At 41.4% G+C, this 14,088-nt stretch carries 12 protein-coding genes; 1 reads left to right on the forward strand and 11 read right to left on the reverse strand.

Going from position 1 to position 14,088, the window contains the following annotated elements:
- Positions 1-6 precede the first annotated feature (6 nt).
- The 11 genes from IGJ28_RS12080 to IGJ28_RS12130 all read right to left on the reverse strand — a co-directional run bounded on the left by IGJ28_RS12080 (position 7) and on the right by IGJ28_RS12130 (position 12,616).
- Positions 7-462 (reverse strand): S-ribosylhomocysteine lyase, encoded by a 456-nt coding sequence (locus tag IGJ28_RS12080; RefSeq protein ID WP_003126404.1) that lies wholly within the window; start codon positions 460-462, stop codon positions 7-9.
- Positions 459-1,109, reverse strand: a complete 651-nt coding sequence (locus IGJ28_RS12085; protein WP_252711906.1) for a class I SAM-dependent methyltransferase — start codon at positions 1,107-1,109, stop codon at positions 459-461. The genes IGJ28_RS12080 and IGJ28_RS12085 overlap by 4 nt, the downstream gene beginning before the upstream one ends.
- On the reverse strand, positions 1,099-2,262 hold the full coding sequence (locus IGJ28_RS12090) for a cystathionine gamma-synthase (RefSeq protein WP_438845415.1): 1,164 nt from the start codon (positions 2,260-2,262) through the stop codon (positions 1,099-1,101). Before IGJ28_RS12090 ends, IGJ28_RS12085 begins: the two co-directional genes overlap by 11 nt.
- Before the next feature lie 2 nt (positions 2,263-2,264).
- A complete protein-coding gene (locus IGJ28_RS12095) occupies positions 2,265-3,197 on the reverse strand; it encodes a PLP-dependent cysteine synthase family protein (RefSeq protein WP_252711905.1) in 933 nt (310 codons plus the stop codon).
- Between the two features lie 407 nt (positions 3,198-3,604).
- Positions 3,605-4,714 carry a glycerol dehydrogenase gene (locus IGJ28_RS12100; RefSeq protein ID WP_252711904.1) on the reverse strand — a complete coding sequence of 370 codons (1,110 nt, stop codon included), beginning with the start codon at positions 4,712-4,714 and terminating at the stop codon, positions 3,605-3,607.
- 109 nt (positions 4,715-4,823) lie between these two features.
- Positions 4,824-5,990 (reverse strand): molecular chaperone DnaJ, encoded by a 1,167-nt coding sequence (dnaJ, locus tag IGJ28_RS12105; protein ID WP_060813350.1) that lies wholly within the window; start codon positions 5,988-5,990, stop codon positions 4,824-4,826.
- 126 nt (positions 5,991-6,116) lie between these two features.
- The gene (gene dnaK, locus IGJ28_RS12110; RefSeq protein WP_003126397.1) at positions 6,117-7,946 is read right to left on the reverse strand and encodes a molecular chaperone DnaK; all 1,830 of its coding nucleotides are present in this window, start codon (positions 7,944-7,946) and stop codon (positions 6,117-6,119) included.
- Positions 7,947-7,983: 37 nt separating this feature from the next.
- Complete coding sequence (gene grpE / locus IGJ28_RS12115; RefSeq protein ID WP_003126396.1) at positions 7,984-8,550, reverse strand: nucleotide exchange factor GrpE; 567 nt, start codon at positions 8,548-8,550, stop codon at positions 7,984-7,986.
- Positions 8,551-8,584: 34 nt separating this feature from the next.
- A complete protein-coding gene (hrcA, locus tag IGJ28_RS12120) occupies positions 8,585-9,628 on the reverse strand; it encodes a heat-inducible transcriptional repressor HrcA (RefSeq protein WP_003126395.1) in 1,044 nt (347 codons plus the stop codon).
- A 191-nt stretch (positions 9,629-9,819) separates the two neighbouring features.
- A complete protein-coding gene (hemW, locus tag IGJ28_RS12125; protein WP_138372014.1) occupies positions 9,820-10,986 on the reverse strand; it encodes a radical SAM family heme chaperone HemW in 1,167 nt (388 codons plus the stop codon).
- A gap of 175 nt (positions 10,987-11,161) precedes the next feature.
- Positions 11,162-12,616 (reverse strand): DUF5597 domain-containing protein, encoded by a 1,455-nt coding sequence (locus tag IGJ28_RS12130; protein WP_252711903.1) that lies wholly within the window; start codon positions 12,614-12,616, stop codon positions 11,162-11,164.
- A gap of 165 nt (positions 12,617-12,781) precedes the next feature.
- On the opposite strand from IGJ28_RS12130, the gene IGJ28_RS12135 reads away from it, so the two are divergent.
- On the forward strand, positions 12,782-13,975 hold the full coding sequence (locus IGJ28_RS12135) for an AraC family transcriptional regulator (protein ID WP_252711902.1): 1,194 nt from the start codon (positions 12,782-12,784) through the stop codon (positions 13,973-13,975).
- Positions 13,976-14,088 lie beyond the last annotated feature (113 nt).

A 14,088-nucleotide genomic window follows, 5' to 3' on the forward strand; every position in this document is an offset into this window, starting at 1 on the left:
ATGGATTTAAGCAAAGACGGTTGACCAGTTCTCCCGTTCGGCTAAAAACTCCCTTGCCAATTGTTGGGCGCCTTCTAAGGTATGGTTGGCTGCCCAGCCGCATTGGACTTCGTTACTAGCTGGAACTTCTGTCGCTTTCAACACATCTTCCATCGTTTTTTCTAACACAGTTAAAATTTCATCATAATCTTCATGATTTAAAACCGTTAGATAAAATCCTGTTTGACAGCCCATCGGAGACCAGTCAACAATGTAATCGGCATGATTACGAATCAATTCTGCGGTCAAGTGCTCTAATGAGTGGAGGCTAGCCATCTCCATATGTGCTTGATTCGGTTGTTTCAATCGAACATCATATTTGATAATCGTATCTTTTGTTCCTTGTTTTTTGTCAGCGACCCGTACATAAGGTGCCTTGACTTTCGTATGATCTAGATTAAAGCTTTCCACGTTCATTTTCATTCTTTTTCTCCTCTCGCTTCGACGAGCCAAACAAAAGCATTGATTTGTTTAAAGCGACTGGTATAACCATTGGCTCGAAAATAGGTTTCAATATCTGGTATGAATGGGTAGTATTCTCGTTGCAGATCCGCTGCTAATCGTAAGTGATTGGCTTTGATTGCCTTTCTTAGGATGCTTTCTTTATGCTCAGGGGATAAAAACATCGTATCCCCTATAATGACTTTTCCGCCTTCAGAAAGCAGCGCTTTATATCTTTTGATCACTCGCTGTTTCTCTGTTTCATTCAAGTGATGAAAGACATAACTAGAAACGATCGTATCGATTGGAAAATTGATCTGTGGAAATTGTTCCATATCTCCATCAATAAAAGTTACCTGTGACAACTCCGGCTTTGCCTCAGCTACTTGACGCATCGCAGCCGATGGCTCGATCGCGAACACTGTTTTCTTTCTGCGAATCAACTCCAACGTCAAATTTCCCGTACCACTACCAAATTCTATCACAGAATCTCCTGCTTTTTCAGCAATATTTGCTAACAATTCTGGATAATGAAGAAAAACCTCCCGATATTCTTCATCTTTCCCTTTGACGGTCTCGTCATATTGCTTGGCCCACTCAGAAAAAATCGGAATGAATTCACGCCCCATCTTCCAGCACCCTTTCTAATCCTTGCTTTAAGTCCGTCCATAAATCGGCAGCGTCTTCAATACCAATAGACAAACGGATCAAGCCATCTTTGATTCCCGCTTTTTCTCTGATTGAAGGTGGAATTGAAGCATGCGTCATGACCGCAGGAACTTCAACTAAACTTTCAACGCCACCTAAACTTTCAGCTAGTGTAAAAATAGTTAGCGATTCAACAAACGCAGCTACTCGGTTTTCGGCTTTTAATTCAAATGAAATCATCCCGCTAAAACCAGACATTTGTTTTTTGGCGATCTCATGTCCTTTATGGCTTGATAACCCCGGATAATAAACTCTAGCTACAGCTGCATGTTCTTGAAGAAATGTGGCGATTTTTAGTGCATTGGCTTGATGGGCTTCCATCCTCAAAGCCAATGTTTTGATGCTCCGCTGAACTAGCCAGCTGTCATGAGGCCCTAACACACCACCTATAGCATTTTGCAGAAAACCAATTTGCTCAGCTAGTTCCGCTTGATTGGTTACGACTAACCCAGCAACGACATCACTATGGCCCCCCAGATATTTCGTTGCACTATGAATGACAATATCGGCACCTAATGCCAGTGGGCGCTGAAAATAAGGTGTCGCAAATGTGTTATCAACGATGGTCAAGAGATCCTTTTTCTTAGCAATCGTGGCAACTTGTTGAATATCTGTGATTTTCAACAAAGGATTAGTAGGCGTCTCCAGAAAGATTCCTCTTGTTTCTGGCCGAATCGCTGCGGCAATTCGCTGAATCGCTTGGGGATCATCAGTCTTGACCAATGTATACGTCAATCCATTTTTTTTGAAGATTTTCTGAAGCAGTCGAAAGGTGCCTCCATAGACATCATCTCCCAACAAAATATGGTCTCCGGACTGAAATAAAGAAAAAATAGTATGGGTTGCTGCTAAACCTGAAGCAAAAGCAAACCCACGTATGCCTTCTTCTAGTTCAGCAATCAGTTCTTCTAATGCAAACCGTGTAGGATTGCCCGAACGAGAGTACTCATATTGTTTTGGCTGTCCCACAGCTACTTGCTTGTAGGTAGACGTTTGATAGATAGGTACACTGACAGCCCCCGTTTCTTGATCTTGACTGATCCCAGCATGAATCAATTTTGTGCGAAATTCCATGTTTATGCCTCCTCTAGTTGACCATAAATATTTTTTGACAAGTAGCGATCTCCACTGTCAGGAAAGATAGTGACGATCGTGCTTCCCTTTGGCAGTCGCTTGCTTTCTCGGATAGCGGCTGCAAATGCTGCACCGCTGGAACTGCCTACCAATAGACCATGACGGGCTGCCAGCAACCGGGTATAATAAAATCCCTCTGGATCACTGATAGTCTCAATGCTGTCTGGCATAAGACTCTTAAAAAAGATCGGCCTCTCTTCAACGCCTATCCCCTCGATCGCATGTTCATGAGCAGGCCCGCCATTCAAGATCGATCCCTCTGGTTCCACAGCAATCAAACGTATAGTAGAATCTATCGACTTTAAATACGCGCCTGTCCCGGCGAAAGTCCCGCCACTCCCCACTCCTGCTACAAAACTGTCAATTCTCTCAGGAATTTCTTGAACGATTTCCGGACCTAACGTTCGATAATAGGCAGCCGGATTTTGTTCATTTTCAAACTGTAGCGGCAAAAAAGAGTTTGGCAATTGATCAGCAAGAAATTTGGCTTTCCTGATTGCCCCTTGCATGCCTTCTTGATTAGGCGAGTGAATGATTCGTGCTCCTAAGGCTTTGATTAGTTGTTGCTTTTCTTGACTGAATGTCTCTGGAATCACAAAAAGCATGTCTAATCCATATGCCAAACCGGCTAAAGCTAAGCCAATCCCAGTATTGCCAGCGGTGGGTTCAATCACGGTTGTGTCTTTCGTTATTCTTCCAGCAGCAACTGCTTCTGAGATCAAATAACTGCCTAATCGGTCTTTGATACTACCTCCAGGGTTTAAGTATTCTAATTTCGCATAGATCCGGCTTTGGCTTTCTCCGCCGTAGTCAGTGGCTAAAAACTGAAAAATCGGTGTCTTACCAATTAATTCTTTAATATCTGATACGATCATGGGCAACCTTCTTTTCAATGAAATTTTTGTTGTCAGTCCGCTAAAGTGCTGCAGCAAATCAGAGGCACTGCGTTTTACAATTGGTCATTCCTAGGTGATCACCTGCTTAAAAAGGCATGATCTGTCTTTGTTTACAGATCTTTGCAAGGTAAATCAAAGCAAACAAAAAGAGGCACTGACTATTCAATCAGTACCTCTTAGAGAATGACTCTAGGACTCTTTCCCAACGAAAGAGACTCTTAGAGTGATTTATCCAGATGAGGGAACGATTAATAGGCATGACAAATCAGTATGCTGCTTTTTAGCACCATACAACAACAACATACCAATGCAAAGTTGTTGTTTGTCATGTCTACGTCCCCTCCTTTTTAAGCTTGTAAACAAAATAGCATGGGAAAAAATAGAAGTCAATCTTTTTTTCTTTGTGAAAAATTTTTGGTGACATATGCATCGACAGCCTGAAATGCATTTGCTACCTCTTCTGCTGTGATCTTAAAGGGCATTCGATGGATCGTTTCATTAGGGATAGTGGCTTGAATACCGATTGCTAGTAATTCCTGATCGCTAAGTGATTCCATCTGCATTTCTGCTAACGTTGTTGGTAACCCCAGAGCTTGATATAAAACAATATAACGTTCCAACTCGTTTGTATCTTGTTCCAACAGCAATTGCATCAACGTCGTATAGGCAATTTTTTCTCCGTGAGAAAGTTGGTGGAACTTCCCAGTAGCGGCTGTCAACCCATTATGGATCGCATGAGCTGCTGCTAGTCCTCCACTTTCAAATCCTAGTCCGCTCAAAAGTGTATTCGCCTCCACTACTTGATCGAAAGCGGCTGTTACCTGTTGCTGCTGATTGGCCTTATAGGCAGCGACCCCATTGGCAAACAGCACTGCTTCACATTTCTCAGCAATTGCCAGAGCTGCTAAAGTCGGCCGGCCTCCTACGAGATTCTGAGCGCCGCTTTTAGCTACTGCTCTGGCTTCAACATACGTCGCCAATCCATCGGCGATGCCGAAAGTTAATAATTTTGCAGGTGCCTTGGCTAACAGAGTTGTATCAACCAAGACCAGTTCTGGATTCTTCGGATAATAACCATATTGTTCAAACTTCCCTTCTTCCGAATAAAGAACCGAGATGGAGGAGGTAGGGGCATCTGTTGAGGCAACTGTTGGTACGACAGCAACCGCTCGCTTCAATTGATGGGCCACTGCTTTACCGGTATCGATCACCTTTCCGCCACCAAGAGCAACAACTGCTGCCACTTCTGCTCTTTCTGCTTCTTTTGCAATACGTCTGATTTCTGCATTGGAGGATTCACCGCTGAAATTTGCTAAGGTTACTTCGATTCCTAGATGGGCTAAATCGCTTGCCAGTTCTTCGCCAGCAATCCTCCAAACAAATGGATCGGTTATTAGTAATAATTTATCTCCTAATGAGCTAATATAGTGCAAGCCTTTTTTTAATACGTTTTCTCCTTGAATGTAGCGCTGCGGACTAACAAATATTTTTTCCATGAACTCTCCTACTTTCAGTTTTTTATACCAATTCCCGACTTTGTTAAAAATTTCACAAAAACTAGTAAAAGCGCAGCCTGAAAAAGTGGTTTTCTTCAGGCTCCGCTTATTATTTTTTCTTACCACCAAAGGCATCTTTCATTTTATCAAAAAATCCTTCGGGTTGTTGCTCGTTGGTTACATGGCCGCTTGCTTTTGCATAAGCCCGTAACGCTTCTTTTTGTTCTTCATTCAAATTCTTTGGTGTGATCAACTTAACTTTGACTTGTTGGTCACCATTGCCATTGCCACGTAATTTTGGTGCACCTTTGCCTCTTAGACGGAAATTCGTGCCCGTCTGGGTACCAGCAGGAATCTTCAATTTGACATTTCCGTGAACAGTCGGAACATTGACCTCGTCACCTAAAGCTGCTTGAACAAAGTTCAATGGTAATTCGTAATAAATTTCGGATCCATCACGATCGAAGATATCACTTTCCTCAACACGGAAAACGACATACAGGTCTCCATAAGGTCCGCCATTGCTGCCAGCTTCTCCTTGACCGGATAGGCGCATTTGTTGGCCATCTTCCACGCCAGCAGGTACATTGACTTTGACGCTATGTTTTTTCTTTTCGTGTCCTGTGCCATGACAAGTCGTACAAGGTTCTTTGATTTCTTTCCCTGTACCATGACATACATCACAGGTTTGACGACTCATGACACGACCAAGAGGTGTTTGACGTTCCACATTGATCGTACCTGAGCCATGACATTTATGACAGGTCTCAGGTTGTGTTCCTGGTTTTGCGCCATTACCGCCACAAGTATGACAGGTTTCTTCGCGGTTATACTGAATATTTTTTTCCACACCAAAAATCGCTTCTTCGAAAGAAAGATCCACAGCATATTGCAAATCAGCTCCTTGTCGCGGAGCATTTGGATTTGCCGTTCTGCCACCGCCGCCAAAGAATGATTCAAAGATGTCTTCAAATCCACCAAAGCCGCCACCGGAAAATCCCCCGCCGTTAAAGCCGCCAAAGCCGCCGCCATAACCACCACCGTAGTTCGGATCAGTTCCCGCGTGACCATATTGATCGTAAGCAGCTCGTTTTTGAGGATCGCTCAGTATTTCATATGCTTCAGAAATTTCTTTGAATTTTGCTTCTGCATCAGGTTCTTTATTGATGTCTGGATGATACTTTTTGGAAAGCTTCCGATATGCTTTTTTTATTTCGTCATCCGAAGCCCCTTTTTGTAGACCTAAGACCTCATAATAATCTCTTTTGTCTGCCATTGGCTTCCCTCCACTATTTTCTTGCGTCCCTCGTATTTTAGCATATAATTTGCTTCAGAAAAATACGTTTCAGAAATTCATAAGAAAAAGCCAAAGTGGTGACTTTGGCTTTTTCACAAACAGCGATTATTTATCGTCGCCGTCTACTTCTTCAAAATCGGCGTCTACCACATCGTCTGCGCCGCCTTGTGCAGCTTCTGGATTTTCTTGTGCTTGTTGTTGTGCAGCTTGCTCATACAACTTCACTGTCAAGTTTTGTACGATTTCATTCAATGCATCGCGTTTTGTTTTCATTTCTTCGATATTGTTTGCGTCGACAGCAGCTTTCAACTCATCACGAGCTTCTTCCGCTTTCTTCACTTCATCGGCATCTACCTTGCCTTCAAGCTCTTTCAATGTTTTGTCAACAGTGAATAGTAATGCGTCGACATCATTACGCAAATCAACTTCTTCTTTACGTTGTTTGTCTGCTTCCGCATTTGCTTCCGCATCTTTAACCATCCGTTCAATTTCTTCATCGGTTAGACCTGAAGAAGATTTGATCGTGATTTTTTGTTCTTTTTGTGTTCCTAAATCTTTTGCAGATACATTTACGATACCATTTTTATCAATATCAAATGTTACTTCGATTTGTGGAATTCCTCGAGGTGCTGGTGGAATTTCCGTTAATTGGAATCTTCCTAATGTCTTGTTGTCAGCAGCCATTGGACGTTCGCCTTGTAGGACATGGATGTCTACAGCAGGTTGATTGTCTGCAGCTGTTGAGAAGACTTGTGATTTGCTTGTTGGGATCGTCGTATTGCGATCGATCAACTTCGTAAAGACGCCGCCCATTGTTTCGATACCCAATGATAATGGTGTGACATCAAGTAAAACGACATCTTTCACATCACCAGTGATCACGCCACCTTGAATCGCAGCCCCCATTGCTACTACTTCATCTGGGTTCACTGATTTGTTTGGTTCTTTATTGGTTTCTTTGCGAACTGCTTCGACGACTGCAGGAATCCGAGTTGATCCACCGACTAAGATCACTTCATCGATTTCAGATTGTGAAAGACCAGCATCTTTTAGCGCTTGACGTACAGGAACTTTTGTCCGTTCGACTAAATCAGCGGTTAATTCATCAAATTTTGCCCGTGTCAATGTCATTTCTAAGTGCAATGGACCAGCATCGCCAGCTGTAATAAATGGCAAGCTGATTTGTGTACTTGTCACACCTGAAAGGTCTTTTTTCGCTTTTTCAGCAGCATCTTTCAGACGTTGCAATGCCATTTTGTCTTTACCTAAATCAATGCCATTTTCTTTTTTGAATTCTGCAACCATGTGATCGATAATCTTGTTATCAAAGTCATCTCCACCTAGATTGTTGTCCCCAGCAGTAGACAACACATCGAATACGCCATCCCCTAATTCAAGGATCGATACGTCAAATGTACCCCCACCAAGGTCGAAGACTAAGATTTTTTCGTCTTTGTCTGTTTTGTCTAATCCATAAGCTAAAGCTGCTGCTGTTGGTTCGTTGACGATTCGTTCTACTTCTAATCCGGCAATTTTACCAGCATCTTTTGTTGCTTGACGTTGTGCATCATTGAAGTAAGCAGGAACAGTGATAACTGCTTTGTCTACTTTTTCTCCTAGATAATCTTCAGCAAATCCTTTGATATATTGTAGGACCATTGCAGAGATTTCTTGAGGAGTGTATGATTTCCCTTCAACTTCTACTTTATAGCCAGCTTCACCCATATGACGTTTGATTGATGAAATCGTGTTAGGGTTCGTAACTGCTTGACGTTTAGCAACTTCCCCTACTTGGATCTCGCCGTTTTTAAATGAAACAACAGATGGTGTTGTACGATTTCCTTCTGGATTGGTGATGATTTTTGCTTCGCCGCCTTCTAGGACAGCAACAGCTGAATTAGTTGTACCTAAGTCAATACCGATAATTTTACTCATAAGTAATACGCTCCTTTTCATTCATCGTTCTTTTTATTTATTGTGCTACGATAACCATACTTGCACGCAAGACACGATCATGCAGCTTATAGCCCTTTTGCAATACTGTGACGATCGTATCCGCAGGCACATCTTCTGTCGCAGGTACGGTCTGTACCGCTTGATGAAGATTGGGATCGAAAGTTTCTCCTTCAGCAGGAATTTCTTCGATTCCTTCTTCTTTCAACGCTTGACGCAAACTTTCCAACACCATTTCGACACCTTTTTTCAAGTTAGCCGCTTGGTCTTCTTCCACATTTGCTGCCATAGCGCGTTCCAAATTATCGATCGCTGGCAATAATTTTTTGCCCAAATCTTGCGAACGGTATTTTTGCAACAATTCACGTTCATTACGGTTTCTTGCTGTAATATTAGCGATTTCGGCCCGTGCGCGCAGAAATTGGTCTTCTAGTTCATTGTTTTTTTCTTTTAAACTGTCGATCTCGCTTTTTTCTACTTCTGCTTCTGATAGACCAGCTGCATCGATTTCTTCTTCTGACGGTTCTGTCAGAGGCTCTTCAGTTGTCTCAAGATCTTTTTCTACCTGTTCTTCTTTTTCTGACACTTGCTACCATCCCTTCTATAATTCACTTATTTGATCATTCACTGTTTGCATCTAGTGTGCGATAGTAATCAGCCAATGTCATTGCTAATTCTCGACGAAAGGCATCCATCAGTCCAAACATTCGCGAATAAGGCATACTAGAAGGACCTAATAAAGCAATCGTCCCTTGGCCATGACCTTCAATGTCATAGCTTGCTTGAATCAAACTCATATTTTGGAGTAATTCATTCCCTAGTTCCTGACCAATGCGGATCTGAATCGTGGAGTCTCTCGGTGCCAATAATTGTGTGAGTTCTTCTGCATTTTTCATGAAAGAGTACATCGACTTAAACTGACGAACATCTTGACTTGGTTCAAAATCTAATAGATTCATCCGTCCGCCGACGTAAATTTTCTCTTCAAAGAGATGACTCAACATATCATCGAATAAATCAATGATTCCTTCTGTTGTTTGAAAATACTTGTGCAAAATCATCGGAATCTCTGTTCGCAATCGATGATAGACCGTCATGAGCGGTTCACCCACTAATTTTTCATTGATAATCCGAACCATCTTTTCTAAGTCGCTGCTATCCATCGATGAAGGTAATGAAAAAATCTGATTTTCAACATTGCCTTTATCCGTAACAATGATAGCAATGATTTGTCGTGCATTCAAAGGTACGATCCGAAAGCCAGTTAATTTCCGTTCTTTGACATCCGGTCCTAACGATAATGCGGTATAGCTCGTAAGATTGGATAGGATCGTAGCAGATTGCTGAATAATTTCATTGATTTCATGAAATTCTTTCCCCAAGGAATGGCGAATTGCTTTGATCTCATTTTGATTGACTTTTGATGGTCTTAATAAGTGATCAACGTAATAGCGGTAGCCGGCCATTGAAGGAACACGTCCAGAAGAGGAATGTGTCTTCAATAAGAGACCCGCTTCTTCTAAGGCCTTCATCTCATTGCGGATGGTAGCCGAACTTGCTTCAACCCCATCCTCCATCAATCGTTTGGAGCCCGTAGGCTGACCAGTATCCGTATAATTTTGGATGATGAGGTGTAAAATAGTTTGTTGTCGTTGTGTCAACATCTTATCCACTCCTCCGTTAGCACTCTTTCACATTAAGTGCTAACACGATTATTAATATACCATATTTCCTACGAATGTCAAGAATTTGACACAGATTTTTAGCACTCTTATAGAGAGAGTGCTAATCCACTTCATTGTCAATTAGCTCCAAAAAAAGAAGATCGAAAACAGCTCGATCTTCTTGGTTATTCTTAACTTAATAAAAATTTTTCAAATACATCATTGCCGATAAACATCCCAGCCTTTGTTAAATAAACGCGGTCTCCTTCTGAGACTAACCAGCCATTTTTAGAAAGTTCTTCAACGACATTGCCATAGATCGAATCAAAAGAACAGGCAAATTTATTTGAAAAGGCTGTTTTCGATACACCTTGTTTCTTCCGTAATCCAAGAAACATTTCTTCTTCCATTTGATTGCTGGTCGTTAACGATTCTGTTTCATGGATCGGCAGTTGATCTTCCCTCAATGGACGCAGATAGTGCTGGATCGGTCCAAAGTTTTTGTATCTCGTCTGTCCGATATAACCACTCGCTCCTGCGCCAAATCCGTAATAATGTTCATTATTCCAATAAACAAGATTGTGCTTAGACTCATATCCTGGCCGGGCAAAATTACTGATCTCATATTGCGATAAGCCAGCTTTAGCCATTGCAGTGATGGCTTCTTCAAACATTTGTGTCTCAGATTCCTGAGAAGGCAACTCCATTTTCCCTTGCCTAACCCAATTCATGAACATCGTTTTGTTCTCTAAAATCAGTGAATACATAGCATAATGAGGCAAACCCAAATCAATCGCTCGTGTTAGCGTATCTCGAAAACTTTCCATCGTTTGTCCAGGTAAAGCATAAATCAGATCGATCGTAATATTTTGAAAATCATGTTTATCTAACAACCGAATCGTTTGATAGACATCCTCTGCCGTGTGCTTGCGGCCGATTTTCTTTAACAAGCGGTTATCAAAAGTCTGCACCCCCATCGACAACCGATCAATGCCCAGATTTTTCAAAACTAGCAATTTATCTTCTGTTAAATCCCCAGGATTGGCCTCTACCGTAAATTCTTTGGTCGTTTGCGTGGGCAGTAATTCATGTATGCCCGTAATCAGACGGTCTAGCTGCGCAGCCGAAAGGGAAGTCGGTGTTCCGCCGCCAATATAAATCGTCTCACAAGTAGTGATTGGTTGTTTGCTCACCGTTAGAGCGATTTCTTTCAGCAAACAGTCGATGTATTCATCAACCGGTTGCCCTTCTAAAAAAACTTTATTAAAGTCACAGTAATAGCAAATATGTTCACAGAATGGGATGTGAATATAGGCAGAAGTACTGGTGGGAAGTGTATTGATTGGAATCTTATTCATGGTTTGCATATTTTTATTCCTTTCAGAGATCAAATCAACGTTCAACTGCACAAATACGGCTCGCAGCAAATGAACCTGATCCGAGGTATATCCGCTCCCCATTCTATCATAAGTAAGATTATCTCGAAACGCCTCTGCATTAAAAGTAGTTAGAAGCAGATCTCACTGCTATCCGTTAATAAGAATACAATCGCATGCGCAAAATTTTAAAATCTTCACCGATAAATGGGAAATAGGCTTCATCCCCATTCAGGCGACGATTTGTCCGCCATTGCCCATCTTGTAGAACCCCCTCTTCTAAAGAAAGGATACCTAAAGGATTAGAACCCTGCTGCGCTTGCAGATCCAATGCGAAATTAGCACCGGTGAGATAGTAATATTCTTTGTGTTTAATGATCAGACCTGCGGAATTGATCATTTTGTCTCGAGAAAATAATTTGACTGCCCGGCGATCCTGTCCATTTTCATACACAATTTGGTTCTGAGCCCCTTCTTTTTTAAATGAGAAGATTTGAGCTTCCTGATCTTGCAACAGTGGCTCAAGGGCGGCGATGATTCGATACCCTTGGTTTAAATGAGGCAGTGTATCGGAAGAATCAAAGGCGTCTTTCGCTAATCCTAACTGGGATAAAAAGCGGTAATCCTGACTAGTATCATCCGTTAGAAGATCTTCGATACCAAAAGGTGAATAGCCGATTGCTCCTTGACCAAAAGCATAAAATAGATTCGAAATATATCTTTTGTCAATTCGGGTTTCCGGAATTAACAACGGCTGATCATTCCCGTATTCCGCGATGATCGGTTCGATTTCTTCTTCGTAAATATCTGGGGCAATAAAATCCAACTGAGAGGCAATAACTTTCCAAACTTGCCAAGTGGTGGATACAGCGCCACCACTAGGATATTCTCCCGGCCGCCTGTCTGGCTTTTTGAGCCATACATTCGTAAATAACGGCAACGCTAAACGTTTTCTTGCAATCTTTGCATAGTCTTGGATTGCTGCGGCATAATGATATGCCATAAACACTTCATCCCCAAAGGGTACTTCTGACCATTGTTTAGCTCCGGGATAGAGGTTTCTGATTTCTTGCGGCAACTCCATCTGATAGACTTTTTCTGCTGCTGACGAATGATCACGACTAGTGCCAAGACTACCAATCTCGTTTTCAATCTGCACCATTCTGATAAAGGCCCGCAAAGGATGGCTTCCCAAGTAGTCGCAGATGGCGGCAAAGGCTGAATGAGCCTGTGCTATCACATCTTGACATAGCGGACTATAACTATTCATCTTGTTTCCGGCGCTATCCTCTATGCGAAAATATTTGGGATCCGTTTTGATCCATTCAGGAACATACGTGGATAAGCCATTCTTCCAAAGGCCAAACCACAAAAAAATCACATCGATTTTCTTCTCAGCGGCATTTTCCAAATGGGAATCAATTAATGAAAAATCAAACTGATTAGGCTGTGGTTCGATCAGCTCCCAATAAATAGGTATCAAAAGGGTATTGATCGCAACCTTGTCAATCTTGTCCCATACTTTTTCCTCCATGTAAGCGATAGATGAAGCAGTGGAGTTATGGACTTCTCCTCCTAGTATCAATTTTTGAGAATGCTGTCGTTGTTTCATCATTGTCCTCCTTTTTCTTCTCAGACAGATAGTCACGTTTTGATCGACTATCCCTCTCAGGTAGTTGCAAGCTTTTTTAGTCGTAATTCTATTATAGGAATCTTCTAAAATAAGGTATACTAAAAAAAGAGAATTCATACTAAAAAAACAGAAATGAGGTTTTTGATGAATCGAGCAGCACTAGAATCAATTGTGAAAAAACTCTACGATAAATATTTGATTCCTTTATTTATCTTCGATGAAAAACAGCAAGTGGTGATTCCTCGTAATTCCTTCATAACTGATAAACAAGTGGCGGAACATTTTTTCCTTACCAGCCAATCGACTGAATTGGATGTGGTGATGTTTTTTGAAGGAGATGACTTTTTTTTCAGCAGCTTTACTTGTGATCTACCAGATTCTTCAATTGGCAATGTGCTGATTGGACCTTGCGGGATATTAGGTACTAACAAAAGATCATTTCCTTTTCAAGGATATGATTACATTGCTGGGGTCCATTACTCGAAAGAAAGTCGAGAATCTTTTGTCGCTTTCGTTGAATTGTTTTACACAATCCTAAAAGGAGCCATCCCTGATGCCAACAAGTTTCGTTGGAGCGTTCCAGAGAAACAAGCAAATTCCAATACGTCCACCCTATTAGAAGAAAATCTTTATCAACGACGGTTAGAGGATCCTTATTTGGACTCGTTTGAATTTGAGAAACGTTACGTAGAGGCTGTACGCCGAAATCAACCCGAAAAAATTCTTTGGCTATTCCATAAAATGAGCAGCACCTACAGCGTCGAACTAGCAAACAACAAGCTAGAAAGTTTGAAATACAAGTATTCAGGATTGATTACCATTCTAACTCGGGTCAGTATCAATGAAGGCGTTCCGGTGAGTCAAGCCTATGGGTTATCCGATACACTACTCCAAAAACTACAAAATATTTATGACGTTCAGGAATGTTTGACCCATATTCAGGAAAGTACTTATCATTTCATGAGGTTGATTCATGCATTTCCTACCCAGAAAAGTTTTTTGATCAGAAGTCTCATCAATTACATTGATACGCATATTTACGATAAAATTACATTAAACGATTTGGCTGAATTTACTGAAAAACACCCCACCCATCTGAGCACAGAATTCAAAAAACATGTAGGCCAAACGATCCACACCTATATCAATCAGCAGAAAGTAGCGGAAGCAAAGCATTTGTTATTGTTTACTGATTATAGCTATAAAGAAATAGCTGCATTGCTTCATTTTTCGAATCAAAGCCACTTTATCCAAGTATTCAAGCAATTTGCGATCATTTCTCCTAAAGAATATCGCAAAAACTATTTCTCAAGTGTCTTTTGTTCAACTGATAGTTGATGGATCAACTTATAAACTCTCTCTAAATAAGGTTGTTAATCGTTTTTTTCTGCCATCCATAAAAAAAGAGTGGATTTCTCCACTCCTTAAAAGACTCATGTTTTGGGTTAACT

Origin of the sequence: Enterococcus sp. AZ091 (genome assembly GCF_051714805.1) — a bacterium.
Lineage (GTDB): Bacteria > Bacillota > Bacilli > Lactobacillales > Enterococcaceae > Enterococcus_D > Enterococcus_D gallinarum.